At 69.1% G+C, this 16,771-nt stretch carries 17 protein-coding genes and 2 pseudogenes; 5 read left to right on the top strand and 14 right to left on the bottom strand.

What is annotated here, in order from left to right; genetic code table 11:
• Window positions 1–29: 29 nt before the first annotated feature.
• The 7 genes and pseudogenes from FHR32_RS12195 to FHR32_RS12170 all read right to left on the bottom strand — a co-directional run.
• Window positions 30–392: pseudogene (locus tag FHR32_RS12195) on the bottom strand (transposase); the annotation flags it as partial.
• Window positions 393–585: 193 nt separating this feature from the next.
• Window positions 586–1,821, bottom strand: coding sequence for an IS701 family transposase (locus tag FHR32_RS12190; RefSeq protein WP_184754416.1), 1,236 nt, complete (start codon window positions 1,819–1,821; stop codon window positions 586–588).
• Window positions 1,822–2,011: 190 nt separating this feature from the next.
• Window positions 2,012–3,109, bottom strand: a complete 1,098-nt coding sequence (locus FHR32_RS12185) for a winged helix DNA-binding domain-containing protein (RefSeq protein ID WP_184754415.1) — start codon at window positions 3,107–3,109, stop codon at window positions 2,012–2,014.
• A gap of 18 nt (window positions 3,110–3,127) precedes the next feature.
• On the bottom strand, window positions 3,128–4,084 hold the full coding sequence (locus tag FHR32_RS12180) for a helix-turn-helix transcriptional regulator (protein WP_184754414.1): 957 nt from the start codon (window positions 4,082–4,084) through the stop codon (window positions 3,128–3,130).
• A 54-nt stretch (window positions 4,085–4,138) separates the two neighbouring features.
• Window positions 4,139–5,239: an epoxide hydrolase family protein gene (locus tag FHR32_RS12175; RefSeq protein WP_184754413.1), complete on the bottom strand. Its 1,101-nt coding sequence runs from the start codon at window positions 5,237–5,239 to the stop codon at window positions 4,139–4,141.
• A 26-nt stretch (window positions 5,240–5,265) separates the two neighbouring features.
• Window positions 5,266–5,388: a hypothetical protein gene (locus tag FHR32_RS45920; RefSeq protein WP_281390869.1), complete on the bottom strand. Its 123-nt coding sequence runs from the start codon at window positions 5,386–5,388 to the stop codon at window positions 5,266–5,268.
• A 21-nt stretch (window positions 5,389–5,409) separates the two neighbouring features.
• Window positions 5,410–6,507: an IS630 family transposase gene (locus FHR32_RS12170; RefSeq protein WP_312882283.1), complete on the bottom strand. Its 1,098-nt coding sequence runs from the start codon at window positions 6,505–6,507 to the stop codon at window positions 5,410–5,412.
• 140 nt (window positions 6,508–6,647) lie between these two features.
• Here FHR32_RS12170 and FHR32_RS12165 point away from each other — a divergent pair, with 140 nt between their 5' ends.
• The 5 genes and pseudogenes from FHR32_RS12165 (at window position 6,648) to FHR32_RS12150 (ending at window position 9,621) form a co-directional block, all read left to right on the top strand.
• On the top strand, window positions 6,648–7,190 hold the full coding sequence (locus tag FHR32_RS12165; RefSeq protein ID WP_184754412.1) for a helix-turn-helix domain-containing protein: 543 nt from the start codon (window positions 6,648–6,650) through the stop codon (window positions 7,188–7,190).
• Window positions 7,191–7,346: 156 nt separating this feature from the next.
• Window positions 7,347–8,321, top strand: coding sequence for a transposase (locus FHR32_RS12160; RefSeq protein ID WP_184754411.1), 975 nt, complete (start codon window positions 7,347–7,349; stop codon window positions 8,319–8,321).
• 2 nt (window positions 8,322–8,323) lie between these two features.
• A complete protein-coding gene (locus FHR32_RS44265) occupies window positions 8,324–8,824 on the top strand; it encodes a hypothetical protein (RefSeq protein WP_246466114.1) in 501 nt (166 codons plus the stop codon).
• A gap of 8 nt (window positions 8,825–8,832) precedes the next feature.
• A pseudogene (locus tag FHR32_RS12155) lies at window positions 8,833–9,228 on the top strand (transposase); the annotation flags it as partial.
• A 240-nt stretch (window positions 9,229–9,468) separates the two neighbouring features.
• Window positions 9,469–9,621, top strand: a complete 153-nt coding sequence (locus FHR32_RS12150; RefSeq protein ID WP_184754409.1) for a hypothetical protein — start codon at window positions 9,469–9,471, stop codon at window positions 9,619–9,621.
• A gap of 126 nt (window positions 9,622–9,747) precedes the next feature.
• Here FHR32_RS12150 and FHR32_RS12145 read toward each other — a convergent pair whose 3' ends face one another.
• The 7 genes from FHR32_RS12145 to FHR32_RS12115 are packed head-to-tail and all read right to left on the bottom strand — an operon-like array spanning window position 9,748 to window position 16,769.
• Complete coding sequence (locus tag FHR32_RS12145; protein ID WP_184754408.1) at window positions 9,748–11,376, bottom strand: ABC transporter ATP-binding protein; 1,629 nt, start codon at window positions 11,374–11,376, stop codon at window positions 9,748–9,750.
• On the bottom strand, window positions 11,373–12,407 hold the full coding sequence (locus FHR32_RS12140) for a serine hydrolase domain-containing protein (protein ID WP_184754407.1): 1,035 nt from the start codon (window positions 12,405–12,407) through the stop codon (window positions 11,373–11,375). Before FHR32_RS12140 ends, FHR32_RS12145 begins: the two co-directional genes overlap by 4 nt.
• A 43-nt stretch (window positions 12,408–12,450) precedes the next feature.
• Window positions 12,451–12,918: a GNAT family N-acetyltransferase gene (locus FHR32_RS12135; RefSeq protein ID WP_184754406.1), complete on the bottom strand. Its 468-nt coding sequence runs from the start codon at window positions 12,916–12,918 to the stop codon at window positions 12,451–12,453.
• The gene (locus FHR32_RS12130; RefSeq protein WP_184754405.1) at window positions 12,915–14,081 is read right to left on the bottom strand and encodes an anhydro-N-acetylmuramic acid kinase; all 1,167 of its coding nucleotides are present in this window, start codon (window positions 14,079–14,081) and stop codon (window positions 12,915–12,917) included. The genes FHR32_RS12135 and FHR32_RS12130 overlap by 4 nt, the downstream gene beginning before the upstream one ends.
• On the bottom strand, window positions 14,078–14,977 hold the full coding sequence (gene murQ, locus FHR32_RS12125; protein WP_184754404.1) for an N-acetylmuramic acid 6-phosphate etherase: 900 nt from the start codon (window positions 14,975–14,977) through the stop codon (window positions 14,078–14,080). The genes FHR32_RS12130 and murQ overlap by 4 nt, the downstream gene beginning before the upstream one ends.
• The gene (locus FHR32_RS12120; protein ID WP_184754403.1) at window positions 14,974–15,801 is read right to left on the bottom strand and encodes an ABC transporter permease; all 828 of its coding nucleotides are present in this window, start codon (window positions 15,799–15,801) and stop codon (window positions 14,974–14,976) included. The genes murQ and FHR32_RS12120 overlap by 4 nt, the downstream gene beginning before the upstream one ends.
• Window positions 15,798–16,769, bottom strand: a complete 972-nt coding sequence (locus FHR32_RS12115; RefSeq protein WP_184754402.1) for an ABC transporter permease — start codon at window positions 16,767–16,769, stop codon at window positions 15,798–15,800. The genes FHR32_RS12120 and FHR32_RS12115 overlap by 4 nt, the downstream gene beginning before the upstream one ends.
• Window positions 16,770–16,771 lie beyond the last annotated feature (2 nt).

Here is a 16,771-nt window from a genome sequence, read left to right as displayed (position 1 = left end):
TCAACTCTGACAGTTATTCACGAACAAGCCCCCAGCGTCCCGGAATACATCCGGGCCACTCCCGGAGAATTCGGGCCGTCCTTGGGGAAGCCGACATCGTCGATGACGACCGCCTGCGGACCGATCCGTTCCAGCGCCCAATGTGTGAGGTTTTCCCGGACCGGTTCGTAGTCCCAGGTCGAGTCGGCCATGAATTGCTGTAACCGCTGGGTGTCAACTCCCAGACGCTCCGCCATCGGATCCATCGACTTGCGCCGCCCGTCCAGCATCAGCCCCCGCAGATACAACTCGCCGGTGGCGAGTTGATCACGGCGACGAAGCACCCTCCGCAGCATCTGATCTGCAAACTTCTCAAGCCGCGGGCGCACCGGCGCCATCTCGTCAGGTGTCACGACAACATGATCCCGAAGTGACTTCTCAAAATGATCACGCTAGGTGATCGACAATCTAACGAAGTACTACTAGTAGGGCTTGGTTAGGTGGGGACGGGCTGGGCATGTCTGGGTAACGCGCGGCGGCAGGTGGGGCAGATACCGGCCCAGCAGGCCAGAAGCAGCTGCAACTCGGCGATGACCCGGTAGGTGCTCAAGCCGCAGCCGGCGCTTTTGGGTTGAGCCTTTCAAGGGTGCAGAACGCGTGAGCGACCGAGACCAGGGTGACGTGATGATGCCAACCGCTCCACGTGCGACCCTCGAAGTGGTCCAGGCCCAGGCCGGTCTTCAGCTCACGGTAGTCGTGCTCGATGCGCCAGCGGATCTTCGCCAGACCCACCAGACGCCGCAATGGAACATCGGCCTCCAGCGTGGACAACCAGTACTTGACCGGCTCCGGCTCACCGGGCGGCCATTCGGCCAGCAGCCAGCACACCGGCAACTCCCCGCCCGCATACGCGCGGCGGATCCGCACGCCCGCCGGCCGTACCCGCAGCGCGGCAAAGCGCGAGCGCAACGGCCCCTTGGACCCCATCCGCCACCGCACTGTGTGCAGCGCGCGCCGCCCGCCCTCCAGCACCAACTGCCGGGCGCTGATGCGCCGCTGCCGGTAGCGGGGCACCGGCCGCCGCCCGGTCCCCGCATACGGCGCGACGCTGCGGCAGGCCTCGGCCTCCAGCAGCGCGGTATCGGAACGCACCCCCACCACGTAGGGAATATCGCGCTCGGTCAGGCCCAGGCGAAAGGCCCCGTCTTGACCGTAGCCCTCATCGGCGACCACCAACGGCGGATCCAGCCCCCAACTCTCCAGTTCGTCGATCATGTCCAGAGCCAGCTGCCACTTGGGCACATGACCGACGTCGGCGGGGATCCGGCAGCGCTGCCGGCGTGCCGCCACCGCGGCCGGATCCTCCGTGCGCGGCGAGGCCGCATCCCACTGCTCGGGCACGAACAACCGCCAGTTCACCGGGCAGGAGGCGGCGTCGGTGACCAGATGCACGCTCGGCGCGACCTGGCAGTTCGCGGTCTTGCCCAGCGCCCCGCAATACTGCGCGGCCACCCCCGGCGACTCCTGGCCGTCCTTGACAAAGGACACATCATCGACCACCCATGCCACCGGGTTGATCGCCGCATCCATCCGCCAGGCCAGCTCGGCCAAAACCAGCTGATGCGCCCAGGGGGCATCGGTGCAGAACTGCTGCAGCCCTTGGCGATCCACGCCCAGCCGGGCCGCCATCGGCTCCATCGATTTCCGTGCCCCGTCGGTCAGCAGGCCGCGCACATACCGCTCGCCCCACCGCCGCTGATCAGCACGGGCGAAACCGGAGAACATCTCAGCGGCAAACGTCTCCAGCCGCGCCCGCACGGCCTCGAGTTCTTGAGGGGTCATCTTCCCTCACCCCCAAACAGGTGACATACCGTCCCCTACCCGAGGTAACCAAGCCCTACTAGTGGCCCGTCTCTGAACGTTGGCGGGGTAATTGGCATCGGTGGGTGAGGCCCGTCAGGCTGTCTCCAGGACTCTTGCTGGAGGTGGTTGTGGCGCGTCGACCAGGGGCGCTCGCGGGCGTCGTCCGCGATCAGCGGCCGCCGTCGACGGAGTGGAAGCGGATGTCGTGGTCGTCGGCGTCGGCGGCCGCGAAGCACAACAGGCGGGCGCCCTCCTCGGTCACGATGGCCTCGTCCCGTCTGCCCAGGGGTTCGAAGAGCTTGACGACCAGCGTCGCCGTACTCTCCTTGCCACGTTTGACGGCCCAGAGCCCGCGCACGAAGCCGTCCACGGTCATCGCCGCCTCGACGATGGTGTGCTTGCGTCGCTCGTCGGCCATCATGCGGGTCCGATCGGCATAGGCGAGCACGACGTTGTCGAGTGCGGCCAGGAAACGGACCGGCGCGGGAACGTCCGGGTCGGGCCGTGGCGCGTCGGGAAGGTCGAACAGCTCTCCTCCCGCCTCGTTCTGGAAGATGCGCAACTGCGGTCGAAGCGGTTCGACCACTTCGCGCAGCCGGGTCATTCCGCTCCATGCCTGGATGTCCTTGACCGAGGCCGGGCCGAACGCCGCGAGGTAGCGCAGGACCAGCTCCCGCGCTGACGGTTCTTCGGCCGGAGGCCGGTCGAGCCACTGGTCGGCGAGCGCGAAGGGGGTCGTGCCGCGCCGTCCCCAGGTGCCGTCGGGCGGCGGGTGCACTATCGGCAGCAGGCCCTGCGCGGATCGGGCCAGTGCGATCGGGTCGCGTCCGGGCCACCGTTCGGCCAGTGCCCTGCCGAGCTCGGGCCTGCTCACCGTGCCCTGACCGAGGATCGCCCGCGCCGCGGCGGTCAGCTCGGCGAGGTCCAGCCCGGCGGTGGACCCGCCGAAGGCTCCTTTCTGCCAGCGGTCCAGCATCGGCTGCAACAGCGGTCGAACCCACAGGTAGTCGTCGGCGGTGACCAGGTGCTGGGTCCCCCGGAACAGCGTCGCCCGTACCACCTTGCGCTGGTGCAGCAGCCGGGTCAGATCGTCGAGATGGAAGCCCGCGCTCCGGGTCCACAGCCCCACGTACGGCGGGTCGGGATCCTGTGCCTGCAGGCCGACCAGGCATTCGATCACCTGCAGAGCGGAGGCGTCCGTCCGGCGCAGCAGCAGTTGCCGCTCCAGCGTCGCCCGGTTGAGATGTCGGCGGGTCAGGATTTCCACAGGTCCAAAAGTTCCTCTCTACGGCCAGGCGGCCCGCTGCAGGCGGGCGGACAACGTGCGAAGGTGCTCTACCAGCTCGGGCGGCTCGTGGACGTCGAACTCGAAGCCGAACGCGGCCACCCACACCGCGAGATGGTCGAGACTGTCCGAGCCGATGCGCAGGGTACAGGTGTGATCATCGACGGGTTCCACCACACCGAGCGTGGGCGGCACCTCCCCGGCCACCTCCGCGGCCGAGCCGTACATGGTGAGCACCGCCCGGTAGCGGTGGCCGTTCGCGGTCGGCCCCGTGGGAAAGTAGTCGGCCAGGTCCTCGGCGGGTAGCGGTCTCGGGCCGAACCGGGGTCCGGTGGGGATACGCAACGACAACCTGTCGGCCCGGAACCTCCGCCAGTCCGACCTGCCGGTGTCCCAGGCGAAGAGGTACCAGCGCCGCCCGTTCTGGACCAGTCGATACGGTTCCACGTCCCGTACGGTCGCCGAGCCGTCATGCGAGACGTAGTCGAAGCGCAGCCGTTCGTGGTTGCGCACCGCCGAGGCGATCGCGATCAGCGTCGACGGATCGACCGTGGGGCCGGGCATCGGCATGATCACCACGGCCGAGCCGAGGGTGTCGACCTGGTGGCGCAGCCGCGAGGGCAGCACCTGGTCCAGCTTGGCCAGCGCCCGCACCGAGGTCTCGGCGATGCCCGTGATCGCGCCGCTGGCCGCCGTGCGCAACCCGACCGCCACCGCGACCGCCTCCTCGTCGTCGAGCAGCAACGGGGGCAGCGAGGCACCGGCGCGCAGCCGGTAGCCACCGCCGACGCCGCCGACCGCGTTGATCGGATAGCCCAGAATCCGCAGTTTGTCGATGTCGCGGCGGACGGTTCGTGGGCTCACCCCGAAACGCTCGGCCAGCTCCGTCCCCGACCAGTCGCGGTGAGCCTGGAGCAACGCGAGCAGACGGAGCAGCCGAGCCGAGGTTTCCAACACCCGACGATGGTGGCACCGATCGCGGTCAGGAAATGACCGCGAATGCCGTCGACCTCACATGAGGTTCTCGAAGAACCGCCGCACGTCCTCGGCGAACACCTCGGGCTCCTCCATGGCGAAGAAATGCCCGCCGTTGTCCTTCTGCGACCAGTGCACGATGGTGTGGTCGCGCTCCGCGTAGGGCCGGATGCCGTACTCGTGCGACCCGGCGAGCAGCACGCCCGTGGGCACGGTGCCGCGCGGCTTGGGCACCCATGCCATCGGGTCGTTCACCTGCTCGTAGTAGATCTGGGCCGAGGAACCCGCGGTGCCCGTCAGCCAGTAGACGCTGACATTGGTCAGGAACCGGTCACGGTCGATGGAAGTGCCCGCCCACCGGTGGAAGATCTCGGCGATCCACGCCAGCTGTCCGACCGGCGAGTCGGTCAGGCCGAACGCGAGCGTCTGCGGCGATCGCGACTGGATGGGGACGTAGCCGGCGGTGGCCTCCTCCAGCTCCGCCGAGCGCTGCCGCTCCGCCTCGGACAGCTGCGCGTCCTCTCCCTCAATTCCCGCCGGGAATGACAGGACGCCGTTGAGGTGGATGCCGACGACGCGCTCGGGGGCGAGGTGGCCCATCTCCGGAGCGACGAACGCGCCGGTGTCGCCGCCCTGAATCCCGTACCTCTCATAACCGAGCACGGCCATGAGTTCGACGAACGCCCCGGCCATGCGGGCGGCCGTCCAGCCGGGCTCGGCCAGCGGCGTCGAGAACGCAAACCCGGGGAGCGAGGGGATCACCAGATGGAACTCCTTGGTCAACGGTTCGATCACGTCGAGGAACTCGACAAACGAGCCGGGCCAGCCGTGCAGGAGCAGCAACGGCAGCGCACCTTGATCATCCGAACGGATGTGCGCGAAGTGGATGGTCTGTCCGTCGATGACGGTCGTGAACTGCGGCAGCTCGTTCAGCCTGCGTTCCTGCGCCCGCCAGTCGAAGCCCGTGAGCCAGTGCTCGACCAGCTCCCTGGCGTGGGCCACCGGCGTGCCCCGGCTCCAGCCGACACCGGGCAGTTCGCCGGGCCAGCGCGTCTGGGCCAGACGGTCCCGCAGGGCGTCGAGTTCGGCCTGCGCGACGTTGATACGGAATGGGACGACGGATGTGTTCTGTGTCATGAGCGCGACCATAGGATCAATCGCGGTCAGGCAGCGTCCGCCGGGAAGCACCGGTCAGACAGGCCGGACCTGTGCCGCAGGATCCGGTCGTCGCCGTCGCGCACGTCGCCGCGCCTGTCGGTGTTGGACGTGATCAGGGGCGTCGCCAACGTTGAGCTGCTAGTGGCCCGTCACGCAGCCCTGGCCGGATAACTGGTCCAGCTTCGGATGGGTGAACTGGCGGCGAAGCTGGTCTTGGGGCGGGCGCGTTTGTTGCGCCATCGGATGTAGCCGGCGATGGCGGCGTTCTGCTCGGCGTGGCTGCGATGGTCGGTGCCGCCCAGGGCGTAGTAGCGCAAGGCGGCGAACTCGGATTCGATCCAGTTCAGCCATGAGCCGTAGGTCGGCAAGAACACCAGCTCGACATCGTTGTCGGCCGCCCAGGTGCGGACCTCGCGATGTTTGTGCGGCGAGTAGTTATCGGCGATCACGTATAGGGTTTCGCCGGGCCAGCGAGCTCGCAAGCTCTTGAGGAAGGACAAAAACTCCCGCCACCGTTTGCGTTTGCGGATCCGGTAGAACAGCTGGCCGGTGGCCAGATCCAGGCCGGCGAGCATGTGCATCACCCCGTCATAGCGGTTGTAGGTGGCCCGCAGCCGGGCCGGTGACCTCTCGGGTCGCCAGCGTTTGCCCTTACGCGGCATCAGGTTCAGCGGCCCGAACTCATCAACGCAGATCACCCGCCCATCGGCGGGCGGGGTGTCGTACAGCTCCAGGACGCGCTGCATCTTGGCGATGAAGTGCGGGTCGGTGGAGGCCTTCCAGGTGGTGGTGCTCTGCCAGCTCACCCCGGCCTTACGCAAGATCCTGCGCAGGTGCTCGCGGCTGATGGAGGCCACCACCCCTCGGGCGATGAGATGCTCGGCCAGCGTCTTCAGGCTCCAGGTCGAGTGCCCGGTGATGCCCCACTCGGCGGGGACCGTCTTGGCGATCAAGCAGATGCGCTCACGCACCTGGCTGCTGATCGTCGGTGGACGGCCTCCGCTCCATTTTGGGTCCAGCGCATCGAACCCCCGCTCGTTGAACGCGTGGATCACCTCACGCACGTAGTCGTCGCCGGCCTGCATCAACGAGGTGATGTCCGGCACCGGTTGGCCCTGGCCGGACATCATCACCACGATCGCCCGCCGCAGTTTCACCGGGTCCTTGGCAGTCCGGGTGATCCGCTGCAGTTTGCGGCCTTCCTCCATCGACAACGGCCGGACGAATACTTCCGGTCGACGCGCCACAACCACCTCCAGCAAGAGTCCTGGAGACAGCCTGACGGGCCTCACCCGCCGATGCCAATTACTGATCAAGAAGGTCTGAGGTTAAGCGAGCCTGGGTGGCCGGTTGAGCGGCGTGTTCGTGTGGGTTGTAGACCTGGAATATGAGGTATTCGGATCGCGGGGGCCTGTCGATGCGGGCCCGTGTTGAACGGGAGCGGCTTCGTTTCGTGGCGGCGGACATGTTCGCCGGGGGGATGAGCGCACCGCAGGTGGCGCGGGAGTTGAGCGTCACTCGTAAGTCGGCGTGTGCGTGGCGTCGGACCTGGGAGGTCGGCGGCAAGGCCGCGCTGGCGTCCAAGGGTCCTGGCGGCAACGTGTGCCGGCTGTCTGCTGATCAGCTTGATCGGCTGGTGTGGGAGTTGGAGCGGGGCCCGGCCGCGTACGGCTGGAGCGATCAGCGCTGGACGCTGCCCCGCATCGTCGTTGTGATCAAGAGGCTGTTTCGGGTGTCGTACACGGCGCGCGGGGTGGCCTATCTGCTGCGCGGGCAAGGGTGGTCGCCGCAGGTGCCGGTGCATCGGGCCGCCGAGCGCGATGAGGAGCAGATCACCGCGTGGAGAGGTTGGCGGTGGTCGGCGTTAAAAGGACCGCGGCGGCCTGGGGCGCCTGGATCGTCTTCTGCGACGAATCGGGCCAGAGCCTGAGCTTGTTGTTTAACCTCTGAACTGCGCATTTACTGCGTTAAGCCATGTCAGACGACATATCGGGCTGTAACGGCTCGGATGCTGGACGTGAAAGTGGCCACCGCCTCATCGTCGAGTTACCAAGACATCAAGATGAAGGCGGTGGCCGTGAGGTCCATGCTGACACGCGCTGCGGTATGCAGCCCAGACGCGCACCAGAAAGATCTCCGTACCGAAGCGCTGGCGGAGTTGTCGGGCTTCCGCAGCGAATTCTACGCCTGCCTGACCGCTCGGGCCGATGAGCTGTTCGAGCTAACCGAAGCGCTCTTGTGCACCGCCGGGCCGGTCACGACGCTGGTGGACCTGGCGCTGGCACCCGAGCACCGGCGCGGGCATGGCGCCTTGTACGGCGGGCTGAACCAGGGCCGCATCGAGATCAGCAGGTTCCGGCGGGCGCTGGCCGGTCTGCCGCTGCCCAGGGCGGCGGGCGGACGCCTGGTGCCGGCGGTGGATGTGTCCCCGTGGCTGCGCCCGGATGCGGCCACCAGCCCAGACCGTTCGTTCTGCCATACCTACGGCCGCAGCAAGGATCAGCATCTGATGATCCCGGGCTGGCCGTACTCGGTGATCGCCGCGCTGGAGACGGGGCGGACCTCCTGGACTCAGGTGCTGGATGCGCTGCGGCTGGAGGCCGAGGCCGATGTGGCGGCCGTGACCGCCGCTCAGGTCCGCGCCCTGCTCATCCGGCTGATCGAGGCGGGGCAGTGGCGGCCGGGTGATCCGGACATCCTGCTGGTGTTCGACGCCGGCTACGATCTGCCCCGCCTGGCCTTCCTGCTAGCCGATCTACCGGTGGAGGTGCTCGGCAGGCTCCGCTCAGACCGGGTGCTGCGCCGTCCGGCGCCGTCGCGCCGTGAGCATTGCCTGGCCAGCCCCGCCGGGGCCGCCCGCCCAAGCATGGCGGCGCGTTCCGCTTCGCCGACCCGGCGACCTGGCACAGCCCTGACCAGGCCACCTCGACCCAGACGACGCGCTACGGCACAGCGATCGCGACCGCATGGGATCGGCTGCATCATCAGCTCACCCGCCGGGCCGCCTGGATCGACCACGACGGCGAGCTGCCGATCATCGAGGGCACGCTCATCCGGCTGACCGTGGAACGGCTGCCAGGCGACGCCCATCCCCGGCCGGTCTGGCTGTGGTCCTCAGCCCTGAGCCTGTCGGCCGCCCGGATCGACCTGTTGTGGCAGGCGTTCCTCCGCAGGTTCGACCTGGAGCATACGTTCCGGCTCTGGAAGCAGACCCTGGGCTGGACCGCGCCGAAGATCCGCAGCCCTGAGGCGGCCGACCGCTGGACCTGGCTGATCATCGCCGCCTACACCCAGCTGCGCCTGGCCCGGCATCTGGTGGAGGATCTGCGCCGCCCGTGGGAGAGACCCGCCCTGCCCGGGCGGCTGACCCCGGCCCGGGTACGGCGAGGGTTTCGGAACATCCGCCCGGCAACGTCATGTCCGGCCCGTGCACCCAAACCCGGCAAGCCCGGCCCCGGACGTCCGCCCGGCTCCCACAACCAGCGCCGCGCTCCCCGCTACGACCTGGGGAAAGTCAACAAGCGACCGAAGTCCCTAGCTGCCAAACGCGATCTCGGAGGTTAAAGAACAAGCTGAGGCCGCCCAAGGGCCGCACCTGGGCCCGGCGCGGCCAGACCCCGATCGTGGCCGCGCCCGGGCGGGGAACGGGCCGGGTCTCGATCGCTGGGCTGTTGTGCGTCAAGCCGGGCGAGCGAACCAGATTGATCTACCGGACGACCGTCTACCACGGCCGCAAGCACGAGCCGAAGGGCTTCGGCTCGGCCGACTTCGCCGCTCTGCTCACCGACGCCCATCAGCAACTCCGCGGCCCGATCATGGTCGTCTGGGACAATCTCCCGGCGCACGTCAGCGCCCCGATGCAGGCCTGGATCGCCGCGCGTGCCGACTGGCTGCTGGTTTACCGGCTGCCGCCGTACGCCCCTGAACTCAATCCCACCGAAGGGGTCTGGGCCAATCTCAAGGGCAAGTGTGAGGTCGCAGCCGAAGTGGCGAGTTCTCAAGTGATCTGGCGGAGCCGGTGGCGAAGCGGCGTTGGTTCTCACCTAATGTGGCGAGCATCGGCCCAGGGACCGTGCCAGTCACGGTCATAGCCCTTCGGACGATGCGCCTTCCGGGAATCCGCCACATCGAATGAGAAGCACCGACCGCCTCGGCCTGTCGCGCAACTGGCGAGCCCCAGGTCGGCGAGGTCGCCCTCGCCAGATCAAATGAGAACCCACAGCAAGATCTACAACCTCGCCATCCACGGCGTCGACGCACTCGCCGTATTGCTGAAAAGCCACCTCAAGCGCCTGCAGTACCAGCCCGACCTGCTCAATGCGTTCATCGCCGAGACCGGTTTGAGTCTCGAACCGCCGTAACCTCAGACCTTCTTAATCAGTACCCCCCCCAACGTTCAGAGACGGGCCACTAGCGCCCCGCCGGCACGTCCGCGGGCAGGAGACCTCGCCTCCTGCCCGCCGTCGTGGACAGAGGGGACACGGGACTCAGGCCTGCCGGGACCGGGTCCCCGGGATCGCGGCCAGCAGCTCGCGGGTGTAGTCGGCCGTGGGGCGCTCGAAGATCTCGCTCGCGGTCCCGCTCTCCACGATCCGCCCACGCTGCATCACATGGACGGAGTGCGAGATCATGCGGACCACCGCGAGGTCGTGGCTGATGAACAGGTAGCTGAGTTCGAGCTCCCGCTGCAGTTCGGCGAGCAGCTCAAGGATCTGCGCCTGGACGAGCACGTCGAGGGCCGAGACGGCCTCGTCGAGCACGACGAGTTCGGGTGAGAGCGCCAGCGCCCTGGCGATGGCGACCCGCTGGCGCTGGCCGCCGGACAGCTCGTGCGGCAGCCGCTGGGCCACCGACGAGGGCAGCGAGACCTGGTCGAGCAGTTCGGCCGCGGTCCGCCTGCGGCTCGCCGCGGTGCCGACGCGGTGCACGCGCAGCGGTTCGGCGATCGACTTCTCCACGGTGTAGCGGGGGTCGAGCGAGGCGTAGGGGTTCTGGAAGACCGGCTGCACGCGCCGGCGGAACGCGAACAGCTCGCGCCGGCCGAGCGAGGTCACCTCGGTGCCGTCGAAGCGGATCCGCCCCGAGGTGACGTCGTCGAGGCCGAGCAGCAGGTTCGCGGTCGTCGACTTGCCCGACCCCGACTCCCCGACGATGGACACGGTACGGCCGCGGGGAATGCCGAAGGTGACCGCGTCGACCGCGGTGAACTCCGCCGCGCTGCCCCGGATCGGGAAGACCTTGTGCAGGTCCTCGATCTCCACGAGGTCCTCGGTCTCAACGGGGCCCCCGTCCTTCTGCGGGGGTTCGACCATCCGCACCGACGACAGGCTGGGCACGGCGCGCAGCAGGCGCCGGGTGTACTCGTGGCCGGGGTCGGCCAGGATCTCGGCCGCCGCGCCCACCTCGACGAGCTCGCCCTGGTACATGACGGCCACGACGTCGGCGCGCTCGGCGGCCAGGGCGAGGTCGTGCGTGATGAGGAAGACGGCCGTGCCCATGTCCGCGGTGAGCTCCTCGAGCTGGTCGAGGATGCGCCGCTGAACGGTCACGTCGAGCGCGGAGGTCGGCTCGTCGGCGATGAGCAGCTTCGGCCGGCAGGCCAGGCCGATGGCGATGAGCGCGCGCTGGCGCATGCCGCCGGAGAACTCGTGCGGGTACTGGTCGATCCGCTGTGCCGGATCGGGGATGCCGACCATGTCCAGGAGTCCGACCACGCGGGCGCGGGCCGCCTTGCCCGAGGCGACGCCGTGCACCTCGAGAGCCTCGGCGATCTGGTCCCCGACGCGCATGAGCGGGTTGAGGTTGGACATCGGATCCTGGGGGACGAGCCCGATCCCCGCCCCGCGGATCGCGGTCATCTCGCGCTCGCTCGCCTTGGCCAGGTCGCGCCCCTCGAAGAGCACCTGCCCGCCGGTGATGCGGCCATTGTCGGGGAGGAGGCGGTTGACCGCGGCCGCCGTGGTGGACTTGCCCGACCCCGACTCGCCGACGACCGCGACGGTCTGGCCGGGCATGATCTCCATCGAGACGTTCTTCACGACGGTGACATCCTGCTTGCCCGTGCGGAAGGCGACCGACAGGTCACGGATGGCCAGGAGCGGGGTGCGGCTCGTCATATCGTCCTCGATCGTTGTGCGGTGGCCTTCAGCAGGTCGTGCCAGAGAGCGTCCGTGGGCACGGGTGTCCCCTCGACCAGCAGCCGGTTGCTGGCCATGACCAGGGCGATGTCGCGGTCGGGCACGAAACCGACGGCGCAGCCCACATAGCCCGGGTGGCCGAGCACGGTGACGGTCTCGTCCCGGATCTGAAGCTCGTACCTGCGGAAACCGAGTGCCTGCTGGGCGTCGGGGCCCGGCGAGAAGAACTCCTGCGCGACGTCGGGCCGCCACAGCCCGTCATACTCGCGGTAGCGGGACAGCGCGGTGCAGTAGCGCAGCAGGTCGGGGACCGTCGAGAAGAGCCCCGCGTGTCCGGATACGCCGCCGAAGGCGTGGTGGGCGTTGCCGTCGGCGACCTGCCCGATCACGGGTCCGTGGCGCCAGCCGGTGAAGTCGGCGCTGCGATGGGGGACGGGGTAGGGCCGTTGCGAGTCCAGCATGTCCATTTCGACCCGGTCGTCTCGCGCGCTCATGGCCACCTGTGAGCCGGCGGGGCGGGCGTACCTGGTCGAGCGGAGTCCGAGCGGCTCGGTCACCAGCTCGGACACGGCCCGGTCGAGGCTCAGTCCCGTGGCGGCCGCGACGATCCGCCCGAGCAGGATGAACCCGAGATCGGAATAGTGCCGTTCCCGGCCGGGGCGGTAGCGCGGCGGCGGCATCTCCCGCTGGATGTAGAGCGGGTACCACTCCCACAGCCCGCCCCTGTGCAGGAGCAGATCGCGCACGGTGATGCCGTCGGGGCAGTCCGGCAGATACCCGCGCACCGGCGCGTCCAGCTCGACGAGGCGGTCGGAGACGAGGCGGATGAGCGCCGTCGTGGTGGCGATGATCTTTGTGATCGAGGCGAGGTCGTGGTGCGTGTCGATCGTCATCGGCGCCTCGCCGACGCGTACGCCGTCCTCCCAGCGCACGGTGCGATGGCCGGTGCACTCGGTCAGTTCGAACCATGGAGTGCGCGCGGCCATGACGAGGCCCGCGGGCGAGTTCATATGGGCACCTCCAGGTCGGCGCGGTCCACCATGACGTGCTCGGTCATCGGGCCGGCACCTTCGCCAGGCGCAGCTCGGGCTCGCCGAACTCGGGTGTGGTGCGGCTGGTCCCGTCGGGCGTCCAGCCCTGGCGGCGGTAGAACCCGATCGACGGCAGGTTGTCGCGGAACACCCACAGGAAGGCCCTGGTGGCGCCGGTCGATGACAGCGCGGACTCCGCGGCTCCGAGCAGCCGGGCGCCCAGACCGCCGCCCTGGGCGTGCGGATGCACGTAGAGCGAGTGCACGGTGTCGTCACCGAACCGCGTCACGCCGCGCACGGAACCGTCGTCTTCGGCCACGATGACCTGGCTCCGCTCCAGCGCGTCCGCCCAGAGCGCGCGGGCCCGCTCGGGCGACATGGCGGCCACCAGCCGCTCGGGCAGGACTCCCGCGTAGCTCTCGTGCCAGCAGGCGAGGAAGACCTCGACGATGCCGTCCAGGTCGTCCCGTGTCGCCGTGCGGAGAATCATCGGCCCAGCGTGAGCGAGCGCGGCGGGTCGGCGATCGGTGCGGGCAGGACGAGCGGTCCCGCTCCGGGCGTGAGCGTGCCGAGGATGCGGGAGGCGCGGGCGCCCGTGCCCGCCGGAACGGTTCCCGGCAGGCCGTGTGCGGTGCACCAGCCGATGAGAGCGAAGGCGATCGCCTCCTTGTCGTCGGCGGGGGCGCCGTAGTCGTCGGAGAGCGCGACGGTCACACCGGGGAGCGCGTCGCGGAGCCCCTTCATGATCACGGGGTTGCGGCAGCCGCCGCCGGAGACGACGAGGAGGTCCACCCCCGAGGCCAGGACGTCCCTGGCGACCGCGCGTACGGTGAGCTCCGTCAGGGTCGCCACCAGGTCGGCGTCGCCGGGCCGGTGTCCCGCCCTCGCGATCGCCTCCTCGACGTAGGCGAGGTGGAACAGCTCCTTGCCGGTGCTCTTCGGCGCCGGCAGCAGGTAGTACGGCTCGTCGAGCAGCACGTCGAGCAGGCGCTGGTCGACCCGCCCCGAGGCGGCGATCGCGCCGTCCTCGTCGAATCCCCGCTCGCTCAGCTTCCCACTCGACACGACGGCGTCGACCAGCGCGTTCGCGGGCCCGATGTCGTAGGCGACGAGTCCGTCCGGCCCGCGCACCACGGTCATGTTGGCGATGCCGCCCAGGTTGAGCGCGGCGGCGCTGCCCTGGTGTCCCGCGAGCAGCAGGGCGTCGAGCACGGAGACGAGCGGGGCGCCGTGCCCACCGGCCGTGATGTCGCGGATCCGCACGTCGGACAGGACCGGGGCGCCGGTGCGCTCGGCGATCCACGCGGGCTGGCCGAGCTGCAGCGTGCCGTGCGCGTGCGCGCCCTCCACCCAGTGGAACACGGTCTGGCCGTGCGAGACGATGAGGTCCACGGGCCCGGCCTGTTCGATCGCCGTGGCGGCGGCCTCGGCGAAGCTCTGGCCGATGAGGGTGTCGAGGACGCACACCTCGGCGAGTGTCGTCTCCGCCGGGGGCAGCGCCTCGACCAGCCTGGCGCGCAGCTCCGGCGAGTACGGCGTGCTCGTGGTGTATCCGACCCTGCCGTCGAGCACGCCGTCGCGGAGGTCGAAGTCGACCAGGGCCACGTCGATGCCGTCATGAGAGGTGCCGGAGATCATTCCGAGGATTCTCATACCTGTTCTCCTAGCGCGGTCCGCAGCCGCCCGCCGCTCCGGGCCAGTCGCGTGGCGGCATCCTGGGGGTTGAGGTCGAAGCGGGAGGCCACGACCGCCTGTTTCACGTTGAACCCGTTCCGGTCCAGTACGGCCAGCGCCTCGTCCCGCCCGGCGCCCGTGATCGTCCGCACGATGCGGACGGCCCGCTCGCGCAGCTTGCCGTTGCTGGCCTTGACGTCGACCATGAGGTTGCCGTAGGTCTTTCCGAGCTGCACCATCACGATCGTCGAGAACATGTTGAGCACGAGTTTCTGGGCGGTGCCCGCCCTGAGCCGGGTGGATCCGCTCAGCACCTCCGGACCCACGAGCACCTCTATCGCGTGTTCCGCCTCGTCGCTCAGCGGGGTGCCCGCGTTGCAGGAGAGCCCCACGGTCAGCGCTCCGCGCTCGCGCGCGTGCCGTACCGCGGAGATCACGAACGGGGTCCGCCCGCTCGACGCGATGCCCACCACGGTGTCGAGCGGGCCGATGCCGGCGGCGTCGATGGCCTTCACCGCGGCGTCCGGGTCGTCCTCCGCGCCTTCGCACGGGGAGACGATCGCGCTCTCGCCGCCCGCGATGATCGCGAAGACCTGCTCGGGCGGGGTGCCGAAGGTGGGAGGGCACTCGGAGGCGTCGAGCACGCCGAGCCGCCCGGGGGTGCCCGCGCCGACGTAGACGAGCCGGCCGCCCGCCTTCATGCGCTCGGCCGCGGCCTCGATCGCCGGGGTGATCTGGGGCAGCGCCTTGGCGACCGCGCCGGGGACCGTGGCGTCGGCCCCGTTCATGGTCGCCGCCAGCTCGGCCACCGTCATCCTGTCGATGCCGGCGAAGCGGGGATCCGCTGATTCCGTCGTCAGTTCTGAGAGATTCACCGCTTGCCTCGGTTTCGCGGGTCGAGAGTGTCACGGAAGCCGTCGCCCAGCAGGTTCAGCCCCACGACCAGCAGCACGACGACCGCGCCGGGCGCGATCAGCGTCCACGGGGCCACGAAGACCAGGCTGCGCGCCTCGAAGATCATCGATCCGAGCGAGGGCGCGGGCGGCGGGGTGCCCAGGCCGAGGAAGCTCAGCGACGCCTCGGTGAGCACCGCCCAGGAGAGGGACAGGGCCACCTGGATCACGATGATCGAGGTGATGTTCGGCAGCACGTGACGCAGCATGATCATCCATCGGCTCTGGCCGGTGGAGACGGCTGCCTTCACATACTCGATCTCCCTGAGCGAGAGCACGGGACCTCGCGTGACACGGATGAAGATGGGCACGTAGACGATCGCGATCGCCACGGCGATCGTGAACCAGTTACGGTTGAGCACCGAGGCGAGCGAGAGCGCGAGCAGCAGCGGCGGGAAGGCGAAGAGCACGTTGGTGATCCCGCCGATGGCGCCGTCGGCGAAGCCGCGGTAGAAGCCGGACACGAGCCCGCCCAGGGTGCCCACCACGGTGGAGAAGGCCACGGCGACGACCGCGATGAGCGCGGAGTTGCCCACCCCCGCCGCGACCCGCGAGAAGACGTCCCTGCCGAACTGGTCCGTGCCGAACAGATGGTCGCCCGACGGGGAGAGGAACCGCGACGGCGGGTCTTGCGCGATCGGGTCGTGGGGGAGCAGCCCGAAGTACGACAGCAGCGCGATGAGGGCGAGCAGCACGAGGATGACGATGCCGGAGAGGCCGTTCGGGCTCTTCCACAGGGTTCTCATGAGGCTCGCACCCGCGGGTCGATGACCCGGTAGAGGACGTCGGTCAGGAGGTTGACGATCACGAACGCCAGCGCGATGACCAGCACCGTGCTCTGGACGACCGCGTACTCCTTCTGCTGGATGCCCAGCAGCACCTGCCTGCCGATGCCGGGGACGGAGAAGATCTGCTCGACCACGACGGCCCCGCCGAGCAGATAGCCGAACTGCAGGCCGGTCATCGTGACGATCGGCACGAGCGCGTTGCCGAGCACGTGCTTGACCTGCAGGCGCCCCGGCGGCACGCCCTTGGCGCGGGCGGTGTGGATGAAGTCGTTCGAGCGCACCTCGAGCACCGCGGTGCGCGTGGTGCGCAGGATCGGTGCCGCGATGCCGAACCCGAGCACGAGCGCGGGCAGGAACATCTGCTCCATGTTGAGCAGCGGGTTCTCGAAGAGGGTGGCGAAGCCCTGCCCGTTGGGGTTGAAGCCGAAGGAGGCGGCGAAGATCGAGAGCAGTGTCGTCGCCAGCAGGAAGGCCGGGACCGACAGCCCCGCCAGGCTCACGACCTGGCCGAGGAAGTCCCTCGGCGAGTTCGTCCTGGACGCCGCGAGCATGCCCAGCGGGACACCGACCAGCAGGGCGAGCACGATCGAGAACACCGCCAGCTCGAACGTGACGGGCAGCGAGTGGAGCGTCAGCTCCAACACGCTCTGCTGCGACCGTGCCGAGTAGCCGAAGTTCCCGGTGAACATGTTGCCGAGCCAGGAGAAGAACTGCGTGAACAGGGACTGGTCGAGGCCGTAGTAGCGTTCGAGCGCCTCCCGCTGCACCGGGGTGAGCGCCGCGGCCTCCGTGCCCAGCCCTGCCGTGATCTGGTCACCGGGGATCGCCCGGAGCATGACGAACACGAGCACGGCCACCCCGAACAGGGTGCCGATCATGCCCGCCACGCGCCGGACGACACGGTTGTGCGCGAGTACGTTGCGCATGG

This window comes from Streptosporangium album, from assembly GCF_014203795.1.
Classification (GTDB): domain Bacteria; phylum Actinomycetota; class Actinomycetes; order Streptosporangiales; family Streptosporangiaceae; genus Streptosporangium; species Streptosporangium album.
The sequence above is the reverse complement of the archived record's forward strand: the minus strand, read 5'-3'. Positions and strand labels throughout refer to the sequence as shown.